Source organism: Planctomycetota bacterium (assembly GCA_039819165.1).
GTDB lineage: Bacteria > Planctomycetota > Phycisphaerae > Phycisphaerales > UBA1924 > JAHCJI01.
Map to the genome: position 1 here is coordinate 126,623 of JBCBSM010000001.1, position 21,251 is coordinate 147,873.

At 71.6% G+C, this 21,251-nt stretch carries 19 protein-coding genes and 1 tRNA gene; 14 read left to right on the forward strand and 6 right to left on the reverse strand.

Annotated features, from left to right (window positions below; all coding sequences use genetic code 11):
* Window positions 1-118 precede the first annotated feature (118 nt).
* A complete protein-coding gene (locus AAFX79_00505; GenBank protein ID MEO1007028.1) occupies window positions 119-3,823 on the forward strand; it encodes a S41 family peptidase in 3,705 nt (1,234 codons plus the stop codon).
* Window positions 3,824-3,981: 158 nt separating this feature from the next.
* Window positions 3,982-4,674, forward strand: coding sequence for a hypothetical protein (locus AAFX79_00510; protein MEO1007029.1), 693 nt, complete (start codon window positions 3,982-3,984; stop codon window positions 4,672-4,674).
* On the opposite strand, the gene AAFX79_00515 is transcribed toward AAFX79_00510, so the two are convergent.
* The 3 genes from AAFX79_00515 to def are packed head-to-tail and all read right to left on the reverse strand — an operon-like array spanning window position 4,616 to window position 6,780.
* Window positions 4,616-5,230 carry a hypothetical protein gene (locus AAFX79_00515; protein MEO1007030.1) on the reverse strand — a complete coding sequence of 205 codons (615 nt, stop codon included), beginning with the start codon at window positions 5,228-5,230 and terminating at the stop codon, window positions 4,616-4,618. The genes AAFX79_00510 and AAFX79_00515 overlap by 59 nt on opposite strands.
* The gene (gene fmt, locus AAFX79_00520) at window positions 5,209-6,168 is read right to left on the reverse strand and encodes a methionyl-tRNA formyltransferase (protein ID MEO1007031.1); all 960 of its coding nucleotides are present in this window, start codon (window positions 6,166-6,168) and stop codon (window positions 5,209-5,211) included. Before fmt ends, AAFX79_00515 begins: the two co-directional genes overlap by 22 nt.
* A gap of 27 nt (window positions 6,169-6,195) precedes the next feature.
* Entirely contained in the window at window positions 6,196-6,780 is a 585-nt protein-coding gene (def, locus tag AAFX79_00525) for a peptide deformylase (protein ID MEO1007032.1), read from the reverse strand.
* A gap of 114 nt (window positions 6,781-6,894) precedes the next feature.
* Between def and AAFX79_00530 the strand changes: the two genes are divergently transcribed.
* Genes AAFX79_00530 through AAFX79_00540 form a run of 3 tightly spaced genes read left to right on the forward strand, consistent with a single transcriptional unit; the run spans window position 6,895 to window position 11,279 of the window.
* Window positions 6,895-8,475, forward strand: a complete 1,581-nt coding sequence (locus tag AAFX79_00530; GenBank protein ID MEO1007033.1) for a tetratricopeptide repeat protein — start codon at window positions 6,895-6,897, stop codon at window positions 8,473-8,475.
* Between the two features lie 3 nt (window positions 8,476-8,478).
* Window positions 8,479-9,267, forward strand: a complete 789-nt coding sequence (gene kdsB / locus AAFX79_00535; protein ID MEO1007034.1) for a 3-deoxy-manno-octulosonate cytidylyltransferase — start codon at window positions 8,479-8,481, stop codon at window positions 9,265-9,267.
* Between the two features lie 38 nt (window positions 9,268-9,305).
* Window positions 9,306-11,279, forward strand: a complete 1,974-nt coding sequence (locus tag AAFX79_00540; protein MEO1007035.1) for a CTP synthase — start codon at window positions 9,306-9,308, stop codon at window positions 11,277-11,279.
* Between the two features lie 4 nt (window positions 11,280-11,283).
* Here AAFX79_00540 and AAFX79_00545 read toward each other — a convergent pair whose 3' ends face one another.
* Window positions 11,284-11,931, reverse strand: a complete 648-nt coding sequence (locus tag AAFX79_00545; protein ID MEO1007036.1) for a hypothetical protein — start codon at window positions 11,929-11,931, stop codon at window positions 11,284-11,286.
* Between the two features lie 118 nt (window positions 11,932-12,049).
* Between AAFX79_00545 and AAFX79_00550 the strand changes: the two genes are divergently transcribed.
* The 3 genes from AAFX79_00550 to gcvT all read left to right on the forward strand — a co-directional run bounded on the left by AAFX79_00550 (window position 12,050) and on the right by gcvT (window position 14,725).
* Window positions 12,050-12,613: a hypothetical protein gene (locus AAFX79_00550; GenBank protein MEO1007037.1), complete on the forward strand. Its 564-nt coding sequence runs from the start codon at window positions 12,050-12,052 to the stop codon at window positions 12,611-12,613.
* Window positions 12,614-12,629: 16 nt separating this feature from the next.
* Window positions 12,630-13,511, forward strand: coding sequence for a pantoate--beta-alanine ligase (panC, locus tag AAFX79_00555; protein MEO1007038.1), 882 nt, complete (start codon window positions 12,630-12,632; stop codon window positions 13,509-13,511).
* 86 nt (window positions 13,512-13,597) lie between these two features.
* A complete protein-coding gene (gcvT, locus tag AAFX79_00560) occupies window positions 13,598-14,725 on the forward strand; it encodes a glycine cleavage system aminomethyltransferase GcvT (protein MEO1007039.1) in 1,128 nt (375 codons plus the stop codon).
* A gap of 14 nt (window positions 14,726-14,739) precedes the next feature.
* Here the strand turns inward: gcvT and AAFX79_00565 are convergent, their stop codons facing one another.
* Complete coding sequence (locus AAFX79_00565) at window positions 14,740-15,750, reverse strand: sulfite exporter TauE/SafE family protein (GenBank protein MEO1007040.1); 1,011 nt, start codon at window positions 15,748-15,750, stop codon at window positions 14,740-14,742.
* 86 nt (window positions 15,751-15,836) lie between these two features.
* On the opposite strand from AAFX79_00565, the gene AAFX79_00570 reads away from it, so the two are divergent.
* Window positions 15,837-17,042 carry an aminotransferase class V-fold PLP-dependent enzyme gene (locus tag AAFX79_00570; GenBank protein ID MEO1007041.1) on the forward strand — a complete coding sequence of 402 codons (1,206 nt, stop codon included), beginning with the start codon at window positions 15,837-15,839 and terminating at the stop codon, window positions 17,040-17,042.
* A gap of 17 nt (window positions 17,043-17,059) precedes the next feature.
* Here AAFX79_00570 and AAFX79_00575 read toward each other — a convergent pair.
* Window positions 17,060-17,133, reverse strand: a tRNA-Arg gene (locus AAFX79_00575).
* A gap of 201 nt (window positions 17,134-17,334) precedes the next feature.
* Between AAFX79_00575 and AAFX79_00580 the strand changes: the two genes are divergently transcribed.
* From AAFX79_00580 to flgC, 5 genes are read left to right on the forward strand one after another with little or no spacing between them, the layout of a single operon-like run.
* Window positions 17,335-17,796 carry a hypothetical protein gene (locus tag AAFX79_00580; protein ID MEO1007042.1) on the forward strand — a complete coding sequence of 154 codons (462 nt, stop codon included), beginning with the start codon at window positions 17,335-17,337 and terminating at the stop codon, window positions 17,794-17,796.
* Complete coding sequence (locus AAFX79_00585; GenBank protein MEO1007043.1) at window positions 17,793-18,761, forward strand: ATP-binding protein; 969 nt, start codon at window positions 17,793-17,795, stop codon at window positions 18,759-18,761. Before AAFX79_00580 ends, AAFX79_00585 begins: the two co-directional genes overlap by 4 nt.
* On the forward strand, window positions 18,758-20,323 hold the full coding sequence (locus AAFX79_00590) for a sigma-54 dependent transcriptional regulator (GenBank protein MEO1007044.1): 1,566 nt from the start codon (window positions 18,758-18,760) through the stop codon (window positions 20,321-20,323). Before AAFX79_00585 ends, AAFX79_00590 begins: the two co-directional genes overlap by 4 nt.
* A 55-nt stretch (window positions 20,324-20,378) precedes the next feature.
* Window positions 20,379-20,816 carry a hypothetical protein gene (locus AAFX79_00595; GenBank protein MEO1007045.1) on the forward strand — a complete coding sequence of 146 codons (438 nt, stop codon included), beginning with the start codon at window positions 20,379-20,381 and terminating at the stop codon, window positions 20,814-20,816.
* A gap of 12 nt (window positions 20,817-20,828) precedes the next feature.
* Entirely contained in the window at window positions 20,829-21,245 is a 417-nt protein-coding gene (gene flgC / locus AAFX79_00600) for a flagellar basal body rod protein FlgC (protein MEO1007046.1), read from the forward strand.
* Window positions 21,246-21,251 lie beyond the last annotated feature (6 nt).

Here is a 21,251-nt window from a genome sequence, read left to right on the forward strand (position 1 = left end):
TTTGGCCGGATCGGGTGGCGTTGCGGCTGGATGCGCACACCGGCGTACCGTTGTGCGGGGAAACGCCCGCCGCCGTCGAGACGTGAACACGGTGACCAGCACGCCAAGGAGGCCATAGATGCTGCTGACGGAGATTGCACGCTGGACCATCGCGGCGGGAGTCGCGACCACGCCCACCATCGCGTTCCACGACACGCCGACCGAGACACCCCCGCCCGCGCCGCTGTGGGGTGCCGAGGCCCCGATCGATGCCCCGGTCGAATCCGCCCAGGCGATCCCGGAGCGGAGCCTGGCGATGGCGACCGCGGACGTCGCCAACGAGCCCGCGCGGGTGGGTGCCGAAGCCGCGACGATGGCCGAGAAGCTGGGCTGGTCCTTCGAGCAGAGCCGCGTGGGCTTCCCGCGGATGCCCTCGATCAGCCCGGATGGCTCGCTGATCGCCTTCAGCTGGGCGGGCGACCTCTGGGCCGTGCCCGCGGGCGGCGGGGTCGCGTCGCGGCTGACCTCGCACCCCGCCGACGAGCTGCGGTCGGCCTTTAGCCCCGATGGCAGCGTGCTGGCCTTCGAGTCGACCCGCGACGGCAGCCGCAACCTGTACGCGATGCCCGTCAGCAGCCGCGACGGCCGCGTCTTCGGCGGCGAGATCCGCCGGCTCACGCTCGGCGATCGCGCGCTCACGCTCTCGGGCTTCACCGCCGACGGCGAGGCGCTGCTGGCGCATGGCCGGCTCGATCCTGCGATGTACCGCGGAAGCTCGATGTACCGCGTGCCCCTGGCCGGTGGGCACATCCAGAAGATCACCGACGCCTACGGCACCTCGCCCACGATGTCGGCCGACGGCTCCCAGATCCTCTTCACCCGCCGGCGGGAGCTGACCGATCGTCCGGCCTACCGCGGCCCGGGCGCGGGCGACCTCTGGTCGATGTCGACCGAGACCGGCCGCTTCCGCCAGCTCACCACCTTCGACGGCAACGACCAGCACGGCTTCGTGCTGCCCAACGGCTCGGTGCTGTACTCGTCCTCGCGGCACGGCCAGAACAACCTCTGGCTGCTGCCCAGCGGCCGCACCGATGCCGCGGGGCCCAGGCGGGTCACGAGCTTCGAGCCCACCGACGAGCAGCTGAGCATCGGCCACGGCGTCCGCGGCCTGGACGTCTCCTTCGATGGCTCCACCGCGGTGTTCTGCGTGTGGGACACGCTCTACACCCTCGACCTGACGCAGCGGACACCCACGCCCAGTGCCGTGTCCATCAACGCCTCGGTCGACACCGACAGCTTGGACTCGCGGACCATCGATCTTGACCGCCAGGTCAGCGAGGCCCGCCTGAGCCCCGACGGCAAGACGCTGGCGGTCATCGCCCGCGGCGAGGTCTTCGTCCGCAGCACCGAGGATGACCGCCCGACGCGGCGCGTGACCCACACCTCGGGCCGCGAGCGCGACCTGGCGTGGTCGCCCGACAACCGCGTGCTCTACTTCGCCTCCGATGAGAGCGGCCAGTTCGCCATCCACCAGGCCTCGGTCGCCCTGGCCCGCGAGGACCTCGAGCCGCAGGCCGTGGAGGAAGCCGAGGCGGAGGGCGCCGCCGAAGAGCAGGCCTCCGACGAGGCCACCGAGGACTCGGAATCGACCGACGAGAACGCCGAGGGCGACGACGGGCAGGCCGACGAGGCCGAAGCCGACGACGCCAAGGACGAGGACGAAGAAGACGCCGTCGACCACGGCGCCCGCTGGGCCGATGCGCTCCGCTTCGAGGTCACGCCCGTCGTGGCGAGCGACGCGATGGAGATTGCGCCGTTGCCCTCGCCCGACGGCCTGCGGCTGCTGTTCGTCCGCGAGCGGGGCGACGTGTGGCTGCACGACTTCGAGACCGGCGAGGAGCGCATGCTCTTCGAGAGCTGGAATCAGCCCGAGATCCAGTGGGCCTCGGACAGCCGCCACATCGTCTACGAGGTCGGCGACCTGGACTTCAACAGCGACATCTGGATCCTCGACACCGAGGACGGCGAGCCGGTCAACGTCACCCGCCACCCCGACATCGACACCAGCCCGCGGCTGAGCCACGACGGCAAGGTGCTGACCTTCCTGAGCGACCGCGCGGGCGAGAACTGGTCCTACGACGTCTACGCGGTCATGCTCGATCGCGAGCTTGAGGGCCTGACCGAGTACGAGCTGGCGCAGTACTTCGAGGACGCCGCCAAGGCCGCCAAGAAGCTCGGCGCGATCGACACGCCGGACGTCTTCCTCGAGCGCGACGCCGATGAGGCCGCGGACGAGGAAGCCACCGACGAGGAAGAAGCCAACGACGACGGGGCGGACGATGAGGCCGAGCCGATGGAGTTCGACCTCGACGACGCCTGGAACCGCGTCCGCCGCGTCACCCGCTTCAGCGGCGTGGGCAACCACCAGCTGACGCCCGGCGGCGAGCGGGTCGTCTTCAGCACCAGCATCGACGGCAGCACCTCGCTGTTCTCGGTGGACTACCGGGGCCGCGAGCGCAAGACCGTGCAGAGCGGCGGCGTCTCGGGCGTCAGCGTGTCGACCGACGGCTCCAAGGTCGTGTACCTGCGCAGCGGGCAGCCCACCGTCGGCAAGCCCGTCGGCGGCAGCAGCGACACGATGCCCATCGACGCCACCATCCGCCTCGACGTCGAGGCCGAGCAGGCCCAGAAGTTCCGCGATGCCGCCCGCATGCTGGGCCGCGACTTCTACCACCCGACCATGAAGGACCTGGACTGGGAGGGCCTCACCAACCGCTACCTCGATCTAGCCCGCCGCACGCGGACGCCCAGCGAGTTCTACGAGGTCGCCAACATGCTCTTCGGCGAGCTCAACGGCTCGCACCTGGGCATCTGGGGTGGCGCCCAGGTCTACAGCCCGCCGAGCATCCGCACCGGCTACCTGGGCATCGACTACGTGCCCGTTGAGGGTGGCTACGAGGTGGTCTACGTCGTGCCCGAGGGGCCGGCGTCGCGGGACGCCAGCACGCTGCACGTCGGCGACGTGATCACCGCCGTCAACGGCACGCCGCTCGCGCCCGATGGCGGCATGCCGACCGTCGACCTGCGCGAGGCCATGGCGGGCACGTCGGGCCAGGAGACCCTGCTCGACGTCGACTGCCTGGCCGAGGACGGCAGCGCCTACGTGCTCATCGTGCCGACCTCGTCGGGCGGCGAGTCGGGCCTGCGGTACGAGGACGGCGTCCGCCAGCGCCGCGCGATGGTGGAGGAGATGTCCGGCGGCCGGCTGGGCTACCTGCACATCCGCGGCATGAACGAGCCGGCGCTGCGTGACTTCGAGCGGGACCTCTACGCCGCCGCGAACGGCCGCGAGGGCCTGCTCATCGACGTCCGCGACAACGGCGGCGGCTGGACGACCGACATCCTGCTTACGTCGCTCACCGCGCCGCGGCACGCCTACACGATTCCGCGCGGCGCCGACGCCGAGGACGTGCACGAGGACGCCTACCCGCGGGATCGCCGGCTGATCTACGGCTACAACCGGCCCATCGCCGTGCTGTGCAACGAGAACTCCTTCTCCAACGCGGAGATCTTCTCACACGCCATCAAGACCACCGGTCGCGGCAAGGTCATCGGTGAGCAGACCTTCGGCGGCGTGATCTCGACCGGCTCGTACCGCCTCATCGACGGCACGACCGTCCGCCGCCCATTCCGCGGCTGGTACCTGCCCGACGGCACGGACATGGAGAACAACGGCGCCATGCCCGACGTCCGCGTGATGCAGGGGCCGAGCGACGAGGCCGCAGGTCGCGACGCCCAGCTCGGGTCGGCGGTCCGCACGCTGCTCGAGGACATGGGGCGATAACGCCCCGGGGCGGCGGCGGCACGACCCGCGCGGCTTGCCCGGTCCATCCGACCGGGCCGGCCCGCAGCACCGCCGCCGCGGCCCGCTCCGCCGGCCCGCCACGATTGCCGAAGCCAGCCCCGGAGCCACCCGGCGTGGTGGCGCTCGGGGTTGCGCGCATGGAACACGATCCCTGGCTAGCGCGGTCGGCGTTCTTGATCTGGCTGGCATCGGTGCTGGCCGCCGCCGGCATTGCGCACTGGCTGCTGCCGATCGACTGGCAGGGCGGCATCCTCGCGCTCGGGCTGCTATGCATGCTCTACACGCTCGTCGCGTTCGCGCTGGCGAGGCGGCGGGCGTCGATGTCGGCCCTCATCCCGCTGGCGTGGGCGGGCGCCTTCGGCATGTGGATGCCCATCCTCCAGGATTACGCGGTCGAGCACGCGTCGGCACCGCTGATTGCGCGCGGGCTCTCGCCCGACACCGCTGCCGACTTCGCGACCGCAGCCGGCCTGCTGGCGGGCGGCGTGCTGACCGGCGCGGCGCTGTTCATCGGCACCATGTCGGCCGCGGTCATGCTGCACGTCTCGATCGTGACGGCGCTCGTCGCCGGCGCGGCGCTCTCGCGGGGCGAGGCCGCCGAGTCCTCGCTCGTGGCGATCATCGCCTGGCACGCCGGCGTCTCCGGGTCCCTGGGCTACTGGTCGGTCCGCGTCGGCCGTGCGGCCCGCGAGGGAGTCTGCCCCAAGTGCGGTGAGACGCTGCGGGGCATCGGCCGCAACGCCTGTCCGGAGTGCAACGCGGGACTGGTCTTCACCCCGCCGCCGAGGCCGCGGGAGGAGATGCCCCAGCCGCCCCGCCGGGCGGCGTAGCCGCCGGCGTGCGAGGCTCGATCACGATGGGTGTTACCGGCCCGAGCCCGTCGTAGGGCGCGAGCACCTCGGGCAGTCGCTTCAGGCCCCGCCTGCGCGCCTTGGCCACCGCATATCGCAGCGCCTCGTCGATCCGCTGGTGCACCCGCGGCGTGATCGACAGCCCGTGCTCGTGCATCTGCTCGAGCGCGAACTTCCAGGCCATGTACTCCTCGAGGCAGCGGGGGGTGTAGGTGCCCAGCCCGATGGCGTGGTGGCCGACCTCGTGCAGGAAGACCGCCGCCGAGATCGGCCCGCGGGGCCTGGGCGATTCGATGAGCCTGGATCGCGTGCCGTCGGCATAGGCGACCTCCCACGCCACGCCGCTGGTGCTGCTCCGCCATTTCCGCACCCGGATGCCGTAGCGATCGAGCATCGCCCGCGCGACGGCGTCGTACCGCTCCGCCGACCGGCGCGCCGGCGGACGCCGCCGCGGCGGAACGGGCGCGGGAACTACCGCGACCGGCGGCTCGGGCGTGGGTGAAGGGCGTCGGATCAGGTCCCAGAGGGTTCGCACGGCTTGCGCTCCGATTCCACAGTCATGCCGGCCCGGATGCCCCGGCCGTTGGCGAACGCCTCCCACGCCATGGGGCGCCCACCCGCGGGCTGGACCTCCAGAAGCCGCAGCGTCGTGCCACCCCCGCAGGCGACGACGCCGGCATCGGCGAGCAGCGTGCCCGGCGGGGAATCGAATGCGCCGCCATGTTCTTGTTCGCGCACCCGCAGCAATTTCGCGGCGTGCTCGCCCACGCGGATCGACACGCCCGGCCACGGCGTCAGCCCATGCACGCGAGCCCGGCAGGTCGCGGCGGGCTGCGCGAAGTCCACCCAGCCGTCGGCCTTGCTCAGCTTGCCCGCGAACGTCACCAGCGCGGGATCCTGCTCACGTGGCTCCAGCGTGCCGTTGGCGTGCCGTCGCAGCACCCGCCGGACGGCCTCGACGCCGTCGCGGGCCAGCACGTCGTGCAATTCCCCGGTGGTGCGATCGGGCTCGATCGCCATCGCACGCTGGCCCAGGATGAGCCCGGCGTCCATCTCGTCGGCCAGCGTGATGACGCTCACGCCGGTGGTCGTGTCGCCCGCGATGACCGCGGCATGGATGGGCGCGGCGCCCCGCCACCGGGGAAGCAGCGAGGCGTGCAGGTTCATCGCGAAGCGGTCCGCTAGCAGCTTCTGGCCCAGCTTCTGGCCGAAGGCGATGACGACCCATGCTTCGCAGTCCCACCCGCGGATCGCGTCGCGGACCGAAGGTTCGTTGACCCGCTCGGGCTTGAGCACCGGGGCCGCGATGCCGTGCTCTTGGGCGTGCGCGCCGATCGGGGTCGCCGCCAGCTTCTTGCCTCGGCCCGTCGGCTTGTCGGGCTGGGTGACGATGCCGACCAGCTCGTGCTCGGCGTGCAGCATCCGCAGCGTCGGCAGGCCGAACTCGCCGGAACCGAAGTAGGCCACGCGCATCCGTGCGGTGCTCCCGGGTCGTCGCCCTCAGGCGTTTCGCTTCTCGAGGCGGCGGAGGGCCGACCGCGTCCGCAGGCGATCGAGCTGCGCGAACTTGTCGATGATCAGCACGCCGTCGAGGTGGTCCATCTCGTGCTGCCAGCAGCGGGCCAGCAGCCCGTCGCCCCGCACCGAGAACCGCTCGCCGTCGAGGTTGGTCGCCTCAAGGCGGACGATCGGCGGCCGCTGGACCATGCCGCGGATGTCCGGCAGGCTCAGGCAGCCCTCCTCGAAGGGCGATATCGGCCCCTCGAGGCTCAGCTCGGGGTCGATGCACACCATCGGCTCGCCCTCGGTGTCGACCGGCAGGCCCGACTCGGCGGGCTCGGCGTGCGGATCCGCGGGCAGCCGGCAGACGAACATCCGCCAAGCCAGCCCGACCTGCGGGGCCGCCAGGCCGATGCCCTCCTCGGCGTGCATGATCTCCAGCATCCGCTGGGCGACCTGGCGGACCTCCTCGGTCACCTCCCCGACCGGTCGTGCGTGCTCGCGCAGGCACGGATCCGGGAACATCCGAAGCCGAAGGCTGGCCGGATCGACGGGAGCGTGGTCTGTTTCGGCGTGCGGCGGCACGACCGATGGTATTGGCGCGGACCGGGGCCCGCCCGAGGGCGGCCCTAGAATCTGGGTCCACGCAGGACGCTACGACGCCGGCCGACGCAGCCGGCACCAAACACGACGCGGGGTGTGCACTTGGCTCTATTCGGCGGGAAGAAGAAGGGCGAGCAGAAGGCCACGGACGCCGGCGGCGATCCGCGGGCCAACGGCGAGGCTTCGCCGGCCGCGCCCGACAAGTCCAAGCTCGACAAGTCCAAGCCAGATAAGGCCGAGCGTGTCAAGGGCGCCGAGCCCGGCGTGACCTTCAACCCCGAGAAGGCCGCCGCCTTCTTCGAGCACGCACGCACCGCGCACGAGACCACCAACTACGAGTACGCCATGACGCTCTGGCTGCAGGGCCTGCGGATGGACCCCAGCGACCAGACCGCCATGGAGAGCTTCTTCGAGTCGGCCCGCAAGTACGCGTCGGCCAACCCCCGCAAGAAGGCCAAGGTCAACCTCGAGAGCACCAAGGGTCCCGCCGACAAGTTCCTCGCGGCGCTGCTGGCCTGGGGCACCCGAATGGAGGACGGCGACGCCGCGATGCGGGCGGGCGATGCCGCCGCGGGCATCAACCTCCAGGAGCAGGCCTACTGGTGCCTCGAGCGGTCGATGGCGCTCCACCAGCGGGCCAAGCGGCCGACGAGCTCGGCCTTCAAGAGATTGATGCAGCTGTTCGCCAAGATCGGCGCCTACGACGAGGCCGTCCGCGCCGGCCAGATCGCCGTGCAGCTCGCGCCCGCCGACACCGACCTCGCCCACGCCGTCAAGAACTTCTCGGCCCAGGCGACCATGTCGCAGGGCGGCTACGACGAGACCGGCAAGGAGGGCGGCTTCCGCAAGAACATCCGCGACGCCGAGAAGCAGCGGCGGCTGCAGGACGAGGAGGCGATCTCCAAGGACGAGGTCACCATCGAGCGGCTCATCGCCAACGCCCGCGAGGACTACCAGCAGCGGCCCGAGGACCCCGCGACCATCAACCAGCTCGCCAAGCGGCTGCTCGAGCGCGGCACCCCGAAGGACGAGAAGGACGCCTACGAGCTGTACAAGCGGGGCTACCAGCTCACCCGCGAATTCCGCTTCCGCCAGGCCGCCGACGATATCAAGCTCCGCGCCTGGCGCCGCAAGCTCTCGAACCTCAAGAAGAAGGTGAATGCCGAGCCCGACAACGCAGAGCTACGGGCCGAGTACGAATCGGGGCTGAAGGACGTGCTCGAGGCCGAGATCAAGGTCTACGCCGCTCGCGTGGAGGCCTACCCGACGGACCTGCACCTCAAGTACGAGCTGGGCTTCCGCCACTTCGAGCTGGGCCAGCACGAGGACGCCATCACGCTGCTGCAGGCCGCCCAGGAGGAGCCCAAGCTCCGCGTCAAGGTCAAGCACATGCTCGCGCAGTCCTTCATGGCGATGGGTTGGAGCGACGAGGCCGTCGCTACCTTCCGTGACGCCCTGCAGGTGCACGGCCGCGATAGCGACGCCGTGGGCATGGACATCCGCTACGGGCTCATGAGCGCGCTGCTGGGCCGCGCCAAGGAGCGAGGCGACGCCGAGGCCGCCGCCGAGGCCGACAAGATCGCCAGCGCCATCGCCATCCGCGATCTGGGCTTCCGCGACATCCGCGACAAGCGGGCCGAGGCCAAGGAACTGCTGGGCGAGCTCCGCCAGGCCTAAGCCATGGGCCACCCGCCGCCCCCGAAGGCCACCGCCATCATCCCCGCCCGCCTGGGCTCCACCCGCTTCCCGGGCAAGGTGCTGGCCGCCGACACGGGCAGGCCCATGGTCGTGCACGTCTGCGAGCAGGCGAGCAAGGCCGAGTCGGTCGACCGGGTCGTCGTCGCCACCGATGCCGAGGAGGTCGCGTCGGCCGTCCGCGAGCACGGATTCGAGGCGGTGCTGACGAGCGCCGAGCACGCGACTGGGACGAGCCGCGTAGCGGAGGCGGCGTCACTGCTCAAGCTCGGGCTCCAAGCCTGCGTCATCAACGTCCAGGGGGACGAGCCCGAGATCGAATCCGACGCAATCGACGGCGTCCTGACGCGCTTCCATCCAATGGCGCTCGAGTGCTACACCGTGGCGACCACGATCAACGATCCTTCGGCTTCGTCGAGCCCAAGCGTGGTGAAGGTCGTGACGACCACGCCCAACGAGAAGGGCTACCGTCGAGCGCTGTACTTCTCTCGCTCATCGATTCCATTCCACCGCGATCGCGAATCGGTCGGTGACGCGGTTGCCGGGACGCTACGCCACGTCGGGATCTACGCCTACACGCCGGCGACGCTGAACGAGTTGCGTACGTTGTCGCCGACGCCCCTCGAACAAGCCGAACAGCTCGAACAGCTCCGCTGGCTCGAGCACGGCCTGCCCATCGCCGTCGCCATCCGCGAGTCCTCGCACACCGGCATCGACACGCCCGAGCAGTATGCCGCCTTCGTCGAACGCCACCGGGCGCGCCAGACGCCCTGACGCCCTGACGCCGCCGGAGCCCCCGCCTACGCTTTCTGGTGCCCGACCACCCGATCCAGCCCGGCGGCAACCTCCCCCATCTCGAGCATGACCAACCCCGGGGCGACGAGCGCCGCCGGCGGGCCGACGAGCTTCTCGTCAGCGCCGCCGAGGGCCAGCTGACCACCGAGTTCTACTCGCCGGTGCCGCCCGGGTATCGCCGGGGCCGCACGAAGTACGTCGCGGTGCTGGGCACGGTGATGAGCGGGCTGGGCAAGGGCATCTTCGCCGCCAGCGCCGCCAAGCTGCTCAAGGACAAGAGCCTCGTCGTCGCGCCCATCAAGATGGAGGGCTACCTGAACATCGATTCGGGCACGCTCAACCCGTACCGCCACGGCGAGGTCTTCGTGCTCGACGACGGCACCGAGTGCGATATGGATCTGGGCACCTACGAGCGGATGCTCGCCCAGAACCTCAGCCGCCGCAACTTCACGACGTCGGGCCAGATCTTCACCGAGGTCCTCGAGCGCGAACGGATGGGCGACTACCTGGGCCGCGACGTCCAGATGATCCCGCACGTCACCGGCGAGGTGAAGCGCAAGCTCCGCGAGCTGGCCATGCGGGGCGACGGCAGCCGCGACGGCGACGGTGACGGCCCGGGCCGGCCGGCCGACATCGTGATGATCGAGGTCGGCGGCACCGTGGGCGATTACGAGAACGGCTTCTACATCGAGGCCCTCCGCGAGCTGGCCTTCGAGGAGGGGCCCCGCTCGGTCTGCTTCGTGGCGCTCACCTACGTCATCGAGCCCCGGGCCCTGGGCGAGCAGAAGTCCAAGGCCGCCCAGCTGGGCATCCAGCGGCTCATGGAGGCGGGCATCCAGCCCCACATGATCGCCTGCCGTGCCGACAACCCGGTCACGGGCCAGGCCCTCCAGAAGATCGCCATGTACAGCAACGTGCCCATGCGGCGGGTCTTCAGCATGCACGACCGCGAGAGCATCTACTTCATCCCCGAGGAGATGCGCCGCGACGGGCTCGACCGCGAGATCCTCTCGGTGCTCGACCTGCACGACCGGGTCAACATGGCCAACGAGGACCGCGAGCGGGAGCGCTGGCAGGCGTTCGTCCGCGAGCTGACCAGCGAGCCACAGCACAAGATCACCGTCGGGCTGGCGGGCAAGTACACCGACCTCGCCGACGCCTACGCCTCGATCGACAAGGCGATCGAGCACTGCTCGGCCCACCTAGGGGCCGACATCGAGGTGCAGCGCTTCGACACGACCGACCTCAACGACGCCCGCGCCGCCAGCGACCTGGCCGACCTCGACGCCGTGATCGTGCCGGGCGGCTTCGGCACGCGGGGCGTCGAGGGCAAGCTGGCGGTGGTCAAGCACTGCCGCGAGAGCGGGCTGCCCTACCTCGGCATCTGCCTGGGCTTCCAGGTTGCCGTCATCGAGTTCGCCCGCTCGGTGCTAGGGCTGGCCGACGCATCCTCGACCGAGTTCGACTCCGAGTCGGCCGCGCCGGTCATCAGCGAACTGCCCGAGCAGAAGCGGATCGAGGGCCTCGGCGGATCGATGCGGCTGGGCGCCCAGGACGTGGACCTGCTGCCCGAGTCGCTGGCGGCCTTCCTCTTCGCCGGCAAGGCCGCCATCCGCGAGCGCTTCCGCCACCGCTACGAGGTCGACCCGGCCTTCGTCGAGCGGCTGGGCAAGGCCGGCCTGATCTTCTCGGGACGCCACCCCACGCAGCCCATCATGCAGGTGCTGGAGCTGGCCCAGCCGATCGCGGGCGATGGGGATTCGGCCGATGCCGGTCCCACGCACCCCTTCTTCATCGCCGCCCAGTTCCACCCCGAGCTGACAAGCCGACCCCTGACGCCCCAGCCGATGTTCCTCGGGCTGTGCGCCGCCGCCATCGCGAGACGGGTGGCGCTCGGGGCTCGCCCGGGCGAACCCGACGGGCCCAAGGACGTCTCGCCGCAGGTCCGCCGCTGGCTCCGCCGCCCCAAGAAGCGGATGCAGCCGGCCTAGCCGGTCACTCTCGGTCCACCGCCGCCCGAAGCGAGCGGGCCGCCGCGTGCAGGATCATCGCCGAGAAGCGACCGGGCCGGCCGGTGGCGATCGTCGCGTTGTGCAGCAGCGTCTGGGCGTACAGGTCGGCGTGGCCGTCGCCGCGGGCACCCAACCACGCGAACACGTCGATCGCCCAGGGGTGGTTGGTCGCGTTGTCGGGCTGCAGCTCCGCCACGCACCACCGGGCGGCGTCCTCGGCCCGCGTGCGGGCGTGCTCGTCGCGCCGCTCGATCCCTATCGCCCACAACGCCTGAATGGCCGACAGCTCCCGCTCGGTCCACACCTCGATGGCCACTCGTCCGGCCTCGGCCCAGGCGAAGGGCTGCAGCGATCCGCTCTCCTGCACGCCCAGTTCGCGCATCGAGCCGTCCCGGGCGGCGGCCCACAGCACGACGTCGATCGGCGCCTCGTGGATCGGTTCGGCTCCGCGATCGCCGGCGGCCACGCCCAGCAGCCAGCCGAGCAGCGGGCGATCCACGTCGCGTCGATGGCCGGCCTCGTCGGCGAAGGTGCCGATCCAACCGTCGGCCTCGGCGGGCTCGGGCAGCGGATGCGTCGACGTCGCCGCCCCGAGCACACGCAGCCACCTGTCGATCGCGTCGCGGTCCATGAGCGGCACTCCGGCGGGGGTCCGATAGCGGCATCATTCCCGCCCCGGGACGCCAGCCGCGGATCGTCAGGGGCCTCCCCGGCTCGTCTGGGGCCCGCTTCTCGCCGATGCTGAGCCCATGCCGGATGATCGCATCCAGGCCGGTCGCGCCGGGCGGCTCGCAACGATCGATGCGGGGGTGAGCGTGTGGGATCAATGGGGGGCCGTGCCCCCGCCGCCGAAGCTTCCGTCGACGGCCACGGGTGACGCCGGGCCCTCGGCCGCCGCTGCGCCGCCGGTCGCCGCGCCGCAGCCGGTTCCCGATCCCGCCGCCGCGGAGCCCATGGGCGAACCCGGTGATGACGCCGCGTCGCCCGATGCGGTGACCGCCGCCCCGACCTTCCACGACTTCGACGCCGAGGTCGACCTCGCCGAACTCGACGACCGCATCCGCCCGGTGACGACGTGGTCGGCCCGGGCGACGAGCGTCAGCCGGTCGGCCATGTCCATCCGCTCGCGGCGGATGTGCTACCGCGACAAGGTGCTGCTGATCGCCGTCCACCTCATCGACGACAAGCCCGTGGTGCTCGCCGGCCGCGTGGCGTCGTGCGACTACGGCGGCGACGGGCTCTACCTCGTCGAGCTGGACCTCATGCCCAAGCCCGAGAGCGACGAGGTCCGCGCCTGGGAGCACGAGCGCTAGCGACGTACGCTGCGGCATGCGGATCGTGCGCACGCTCGCCGAGCTGGACGCGCTCCTGCGTTCGAGCGACCGCCCCGGCGGCGTCATGGTGCCCACGATGGGGGCGCTGCACGAGGGCCATGCCGCCCTGGTCCGCCAGGCCGCCGCACTGGCACAGCATCGAGGCATCGAGGCCGGCTGCGTCGTCACGATCTTCGTGAATCCCGCGCAGTTCGACGAGTCCCACGACTACGAGCGATACCCCCGCGTGCTGGATGAAGACGCCGCGGCGTGCGCGGAGGCCGGCGCCCGCACCATCATCGCGCCGACGGTCGAGATGGTGTACCCCGATGGCGTGGAAGCGGCCGGTCCGCCGGTGCCCGCCGTCGGAGTCGGCAAGGGCCTTGAGGACGAGTACCGCCCCGGGCACTTCGAGGGTGTCGCCAAGGTCCTCGCCCGCTTGTTCGCGATGGCCCCGCCCGCCGCGGCCATCTTCGGCGAGAAGGACTACCAGCAGCTCCGCCTCGCGGGCGATCTCGTGCGGCAGCAGCGGCTCGACATCGACGTCGTCCCGGGCCCGACCGTCCGCGACGCCGACGGCCTCGCGCTCAGCAGCCGCAATCGGTTCCTCTCGCCCGAGCAGCGGCGGGCGGCGGGGGCCATCCCTCGGGCGTTGCGTGCCGCGTCGGAGGAGCCGACGCTCGCCGACGCGGAGGCCGCCATGCGGCGGACGCTCGCGGGCCTGGACATCAACTACGCCACGGTGCGGGATGCCGGGACGCTCGAACCGCTGCCCGGCGGCACCCGCGCCGGTGAGGCGCCCGCTCGGGCGCTGGTGACCTGCCGGCTGGGCGACACGCGGCTGCTCGACAACGCGCCCTGGCCGCTGCCCTCCGATTCCCCGCTGCGTTGCCCCTAGCCGAACGCCGGGCTCGCTACCCTGACGACCGCGACGCGATGGCGATCCGCCGCAGCAAGCCGCCGCGGCACAACAAGGAGGCGTGCGTGCTCACAACCCCGCTCCACAAGCTCCATCTGCAGCACGGCGGCAGGATGGTCGACTTCGCCGGCTGGGACATGCCCATCAGCTACGGTTCGATCCAGGACGAGCACGCCCAGGTCCGCACCTCGGGCGGCCTGTTCGACGTCTCGCACATGGGTCGCCTCAAGGTGCACGGCCGCCACGCCAAGCGGCTGCTCGGCCGCGTCTGCACCCGCCGCATCGGCGACATGCAGCACGGCCAGTGCCGCTACGGCCTCATCTGCAACGAGCAGGGCGGCGTGAAGGACGACGTGCTGGTCTACCGCATGGACGACACCGAGTTCGTAGTGGTCGTCAACGCCGCCAACCGCACGAAGATCGTCGATCACCTCCGGGCGGTCAAGGACGCCGGCGACCTCGTCGTCAAGATCGACGACCAGACCGAGAAGACCGCGATGGTCGCCCTGCAGGGTCCGAAGGTCATGGACCTGGTCTCGCGGGTCAGCAGCGAGGTGCCCACCCTCAAGCGGTACCGCTTCGCCGTCAAGAACCTGCTGATCGCCAAGATCATCGTGTCGCGGACGGGCTATACCGGCGAGGACGGCGTCGAGGTCATCCTGCCCGCGTCGATCGTCGAGACCGCGCTCAAGCTGCTGCTCAAGGACGTCGATCTGGCCGACGCCGGCAGCGACGTCCGCCTGGCGGGTCTCGGCGCCCGCGACACGCTGCGGCTCGAGGCCGGCATGCCCCTCTACGGCCAGGAACTCGGCGAGGACATCAACGCCCTGGCCTGCGGCATCGACTTCGCCATCAAGCTCGACAAGGACGAGGGCGACGCGCCCGAGCCCTTCATCGGCCAGGACGCCCTCAAGCGGACACGCGACGAGGGCGGCCCGCCCCGCCGGCTCGTGGCCTTCGAGGTCGAGGGCAAGCGGACCGCCCGCACCAGCATGCCCATCAAGCTCGACGGCGCGGAGATCGGCGTCGTGACCAGCGGCTGCCAGAGCCCGACGCTCGGGCGTTCGATCGCCATGGGCTTCGTCGATGCCGCCCACGCCGCCGCCGGCGCCACGGTCGCCATCGATACCGGTCGCGCCGAACTCCAGGCCCAGATCCGCGACAATCCGCTCTACAAGCGGCCCAAGGGCTGAAGTACAGGCCGCGGCTAGCCCGTTCCGGTGGCGGCGCTGCTAAGCCGCCGGCCGCCCCAGTTGTACAGCAGGTGGAAGCAGGCATTCAGCAGCAGCACGCCGCCAATGCTCAGCGCGATGCCCACTGCGCCCGGCCCCACGCGCTCGAGCGCCCAGAAGAACTGCGCCAGGCACAGCACCGAGACGAACACCAGCGTGCCACCGCGGGGCAGCACGTGCAGCATGAACGCGCCGATGGGGGCGCCCACGAGCACCACCGGCGCCGCCGCCGCCCATTTCGACAGCACCGCGGCGTCGATCTCGCCGAGCGCCGCGGCGTTGATCGTCCCGACGATCGACGTCCACGCCATCGCGATCACGCTCGTAGCGATGGCGATCCGCAGGTCGCAGCGGTACAGCAGCACCAGCACCGTGTACATCACCATGTCGATGCCCACGCCCGTTAGCGCGGCCGCTGTTCCGCCGACCACGCCCACGCACACGCCCACGATCGCATCGCCGCGGGATGAGAGCATGTCGGTGCGGTGCGTCCGCAGCAGGTCCCGCAGCTTGAAGAGTGTCATGACGCCGAAGCCCGCCCAGATGACCGCGAAGATGAGCTTGACCGCGGCGGGCGTCACCACGGGCACGAGCAGCCGATTCGCGATCGGCACGACGATCGTCGCCGTCGCCAGCGTCCACAGCAGCGGCCGCAGCGCCAGCGGCTTGCGGCTGCACAGGATCAGCAGCGTGGCCGAGCTCATCCCCACGCTCTGGATCAGGAAGCTGAAGTTGCGGCCCAGGCCCACCGGCTCGTCGAACAGCAGCACCAGGATGGGGAAGCCCACGGTGCCTCCGCCCATCGGCGTCGAGCCCGCCACGTACGAGCCCAGCGCCATCGCCAGCGCGATGGGCCATTCCCGCGCGATCGCCGCCCACAGGTCCAGGTGGACGACGGCCGCCAGCCACGCGCAATCGAACCACAGCACCCACGCGCCGAAGGGCGCGTAGCGGGCGATGCGTTCGCGTTGGCGACTCGAGAGCATCGGCTCGGACTCCCGGCCCCGAGGGGCCGCCCCAAGATACACGACGATCCGGCGGGGCCGCCAGCGTCGGGCTGTATAGTCCCCCGATGGCCGACCGTCTGTACCTGGATAACGCCGCCACGAGCTTCCCCAAGCCGCCGCGGGTCACCGAGGCGATGGTCCGATACGCCGCCGAGATTGGCGCCTCGCCCGGCCGTGGGGGCTACCGCGAGGCACAGCAGGGGTCGGCCATCCTGGTCCAGTGCCGCGCCGCGATCGCGCGGCTCATCCACGCCGGCGACCCGGACCAGATCGCCTTCGCGCTCAACACCAGCGACGCACTCAACCTGGCGATCAAGGGCCTCGTGCTGCACCGGCGCCGCCTCGATCCCGACGCCCGCATCCACCTGGTCACCACGGCCATGGACCACAACAGCGTGCTGCGGCCCTTCAACGCGCTCGCGGCGTTCGCGCCGGGCCAGATTCGCTGGACCTGCGTGCCCGTCGACGCCGACGGCGTGGCCTCGCCGCACGACATCGCCGCGGCCATGACCTCCGACACGCTGCTCGTCGCCGTGGTGCACGCCAGCAACGCGACCGGGTCCATCCAGCCCATCGCGGGCATCGGCCGGCTCTGCCGAGCCGCGGGCGTTCCGCTGCTGGTCGATGCCGCCCAGTCGCTGGGCCACCTGCCCGTCGACGTCGAGCAGGATGCCATCGACCTCCTCGCCTTCCCGGGCCACAAGGGCCTGCTCGGCCCGCTGGGCACCGGCGGGCTGTGGATCCACCCGGGCCTGGAGGAACGCATCGATCCCCTCCGCGAGGGCGGCACCGGCACCATCAGCGAGAGCGACGTGCACCCCACGGCGATGCCCGCCAAGTTCGAGCCCGGCTCGCACAACACCATCGGCATCGCCGGCCTGCTCGAGGGTGTCCGCTGGCTGCTCGATCGCGGGGTCGACGACGTCCGCAACCACGAGATCGCACTCATCGAGCGCATGATCGCGGGCCTGCGCGATCTGCCCGGCGTCCGGCTGCTCGGCCCCGCCGATCCAGCCCGCCGCGTCGGCGTCTTCGCGCTGATCTTCGAGGGCCAGGACCCGCACGCGGTGGCCGACCGCCTGGAGCGTGAATTCGGCCTGCTCGTCCGCGCCGGCATCCACTGCGCGCCACGGGCCCACGGCGCGATGGGCACTCTCGACGACGGCGGCGCCGTCCGGCTCAGCATCGGTCAGTTCACCACCGAGGCCGACGTCGACCGCGCCCTTGCGGCGATCGCCGCGATCGCGGCCGACCACCTGGCGCCCGCCTGACGCCGGGTCGACGGCAACCCGGGCGGCTGGATTCGAACCAGCGACCTGCGGATTAGAAGTCCGCTGCTCTATCCAACTGAGCTACGCCCGGAGCGATCGACCCCGCGCGGCGGACCGCACGGGCCCGCGTACGCGAGGGATCGCGAGCCGGGGATGTTAGGGCTCGGGCCCCGGCATCGATCCCGTGGCCGCCGCCGGTCGATCGGCAGATCGTGCGCGAAACTTGGAGCCGGCGTCCCATCCCGGCCGATGGCCCTCCGTGCGGCGCATGGAGTGCGCCCGGGAGGTCAGGATGACCCAGCCAGCCCGCACCCTGCTCAAGGAGCGCGTGCTGCCCGCCGTCGAGCGGCAAGCGGATCTCTACGACAGGCTGGCGGCCTTCGGTCCACGCCAGGACGCCCTCATCGCGACCGGCGACGGCGAGGGCCTGCTCCGGCTGCTCGGCGAGCGGCAGGAGGTGGTCGACGAGCTCGTCCGCGTGCACGAGGGCATCGCCGACGTCCGCGAGCAGTGGGACCGCTTCGTCGAGGGGCTGCCCGAGGACGAGCGGGCCGAACTCGCGAGGCGGCTCGATGAGCTCAAGGCCATCGCCGGCCGCGTCGACGCGCAGGACAGCCGCTCGGGAGCCGATCTGCGGGCCGCCAGCGAACGCGTGAGCGGCGAGGTGGGCCAGCTCAACCGCTCGCGGGGCGCCATGCGGGCCTACGCCGCCGCGCCCGCCGCCGCGCCACGCCACCAGGATCGCCAGGCGTGAGCGTGTCGGCGGCAGCGGAGGTCGTCCCGGCGGAGCCCATCCAGGTGGATGCGCCGGCCGCGGTCTCGCCCGAGGAACTGGCCGCGCTCATGACCGCGTTCAACGACGCGGCCAGCCAGCTCCAGCATACCCAGGTTGCTCTGCGGAGCGAGGTCGGCCGGCTCAAGGCCGAACTCAGGGATGCAAACGTTCGCCTGGAGCGATCCCGCCGGCTCGCGGCGCTCGGCGAGATGGCCGCCGGCATCGCCCATGAGGTCCGCAACCCACTGGCGGCCATCGCCCTGCACGCCGAGATGCTCCGCGCCGACCTCGAGGGGTCGGGCGACCCCCTCGCCGAACAGACCGAGACCGCCGACAAGATCCTCCGCGCCGCCCGGGAGCTGGATGGCGTGGTCGGCGACGTCCTCCGCTTCGCGCGGGAGCTGTCGCCGGGCATCGACGACGCCGATCCCGCCGAGCCCGTGCACCGCGCCGCCTCGACCTGCCGCATCCTGGCCGAGCCCGCGGGTGTCGAGCTCGAGGTGCGCAGCTCCGCGGGCGAGGATGCGAGCGTCCGCATCGATGCCGGCCTCATCGCCCAGGCGCTGATCAACCTCGTCCGCAACGCGATCGAGGCCATCGCGGACCACGGCCAGCCCGATTCCGCGGGCGATCGCCGCGTCACGCTCCGGGTCGCCATGGGCACCGATGCCGCCCTCGGCCGCGTCGTGTCCTACGCGGTCGAAGACACCGGTCCGGGCGTAGCCGCCGAGACGCTCGAACGCATGTTCAATCCGTTCTACACCACGCGTCAGGCGGGCTGCGGCCTGGGCCTGGCGATGGTGCAGCGCATCGCCGACGCCCACGGGGGGCGGGTCGATGCGGCCTCGCCCGATGCGGGCGGGGCGGTCTTTACGCTGACCGTGCCGGCCGAACCGCCGCGGGACGCACAGCACGCCGAAGCCAGCGGAGGGCTCGACCCGTGAGCACGGTGCTCGTCGTCGACGACAAGGAGATGATGCGCGACAGCGTCTGCTCGGTGCTCCGCCGGGCGGGCATGACCGCGCTGGCCGCCACCTCGGGCCAGGACGCCATCGAGCGCATGGCCACGCAGCGGCCCGACGTCATCGTCACCGATCTCAAGATGCCACGCATGACCGGCGTCGAACTGCTCGGGGCGGTCCGAGAGGTCGACGAGGACCTGCCCGTGGTCCTCATGACCGCCTTCGGCTCCGTCCAGACGGCCGTGCAGGCCATGAAGCTCGGCGCCTTCGACTACCTCACCAAGCCCTTCGAGGGCGACGAGTTGATCATCTGCGTCAAGCGGGCGCTCCAGCACGCCCGCCTCAAGCGCGACCACGACGTGCTGCGGGCCCAGGGCGGGGATGCGGCCGTCGCCGATCCGGGCCCCGAGCCGCGGGACGGCCTGTCGCGCCTCGTCGGCTCCTCCCCCGCCATGCGGAGCGTCAAGGCCCAGGTCGAGACCGTGGCCGCCTCCCACGGCACCGTGCTCATCGTGGGCGGCTCGGGCACGGGCAAGGAGGAGGTGGCCCGCGCCATCCACGAGTTGAGCCCCCGCGCGGGCGGGCCCTTCCTGGCCGTCAACTGTGCCGCGCTGAGCGAGACCCTGCTCGAGAGCGAACTGTTCGGCCACGAGAAGGGCGCCTTCACCGGCGCCGACAAGATGCGCAAGGGCCGCTTCGAGCTGGCGCACGGCGGCACGCTGCTGCTCGACGAGGTCAGCGAGGTCAGCCCGGCCATCCAGGCCAAGCTGCTCCGCGTGCTCCAGGAGCGGGCCTTCGAGCGCGTCGGCTCCAGCCGCACCCAGGCCGTCGACGTCCGCGTGCTGGCGACCAGCAACCGCGACCTGCCGCGGTCGGTCGAGGCCGGCGAGTTCCGCGAGGACCTCTTCTACCGCCTCAACGTGCTGCCCATCCACCTGCCGCCGCTCGAGGATCGCCTCGAGGACGTGCCCGCGCTGGCCGAGACCTTCCTCCGCCGCGTCGCCCGGCGGGAGGGCCGGGGCGAGGTGCGGCTCGCCCCGGACGCAGTCGACCTGCTGTGCGGCTACCGCTGGCCCGGCAACGTCCGCGAGCTGCAGAACGTCTGCGAGCGGGCCGTCGTGCTCAGCGCTGGCGGCCATCGGCGGGACGAGGTCGAGATCCAGCGCTCCATGATCGAGCCCTGGCTCGCGCTGCGGCCCGCCGACGCCGAGCGCCCGCGGGCGGTCATCGAGGCTCGCCCGGGCGAGCAGGCGACGCACCGACCGATGGACCGCGCCGCGATCGTCGCGCACGGGGCCGCGGACACGGGCGGGTTCCGCAACGGCGCCGCCGCCGCGATCGCCGCCGATCCCGCCGCGGGCATCACCTTCGCCCCGGGCTCGACCACACTCGAGGACATGGAGCGGGACGCGATCATCCGCACGCTGCACCGCTTCCAGGGCCACCGCCAGCGCACCGCCCGCGCCCTGGGCATCGGGGTGCGCACCCTCGGCGTCAAGCTCAAGAAGTGGAAGGAACAAGAACTCGTCCCGCAGGACCTCTAGCGGCCCCGCCGGGCTCCCCGCCCGAGTGGCCCGCGTTTTGCGATGGGCTCCCGCGATGCTCCAGCAGACGCTCCAATCCGGTGCCCTGCCCGCCCTGGAGACGGTGATCCGATTCGCCGGCCAGCGGCAGCGCCTGCTCGCGCACAACGTCGCCAACATGACCACGCCCAACTACCAGATGCGGGACGTCTCGCCGTTCCGATTCCAGGAAGCCCTGGGCGAGGCCATCGATCGCCGGCGGGCCCGCAACGGCGGCACCCACGGCCCGCTGCCGTTCAAGGGCAATCGCGAGGTCCGGCCCGAGGGCGGCGGCATCCGCCTGCACCCGACGACCGATCGCGGCGGCGTCCTGCTGCACGACCGCAACAATCGCGACGTCGAGCGGCTCATGCAGGCCATGACCGAGAACTACTCGGTGTACCGCGTCGCGTCGGACCTGCTCCGCAGCCGCATGGGCGTGCTGAACGCGGCCGTCAGCGAGCGGGTGGGCTAGGGGGCGTAGAGGATGTACGGCTCGCTCGATATCTCCACCAGCGGCATGATCGCCCAGCGGATCCGACTGACCGCGTCGGCGGCCAACGTCGCCAACTCGCACGTCATCGAGGACGCCGACGGCAACTATGCGCCCTATCTCCGACGCGAGGTCGTGCTCGCCGCGGGCGATCCGTCGTCGCACACCCGGGATGGCCGCTCGGGGGGCGTCCACGTCCGAGAGATCTACCAGAACGAGTCGGCCCTGCGAGCCCGCTACATGCCCAGCAGCCCGCACGCCGACGCCAACGGCTACGTCATGGTGCCCGACATCAGCAGCGTGGCCGAGCAGGTCGACGCGCTCGAGGCGTCCCGCGCCTACGAGGCCAACGTGGCGGCGGCCGAGGTCAGCAAGGCGATGGTGGCCCAGGCCCTCAGGCTCATCGCGTAGGACGGA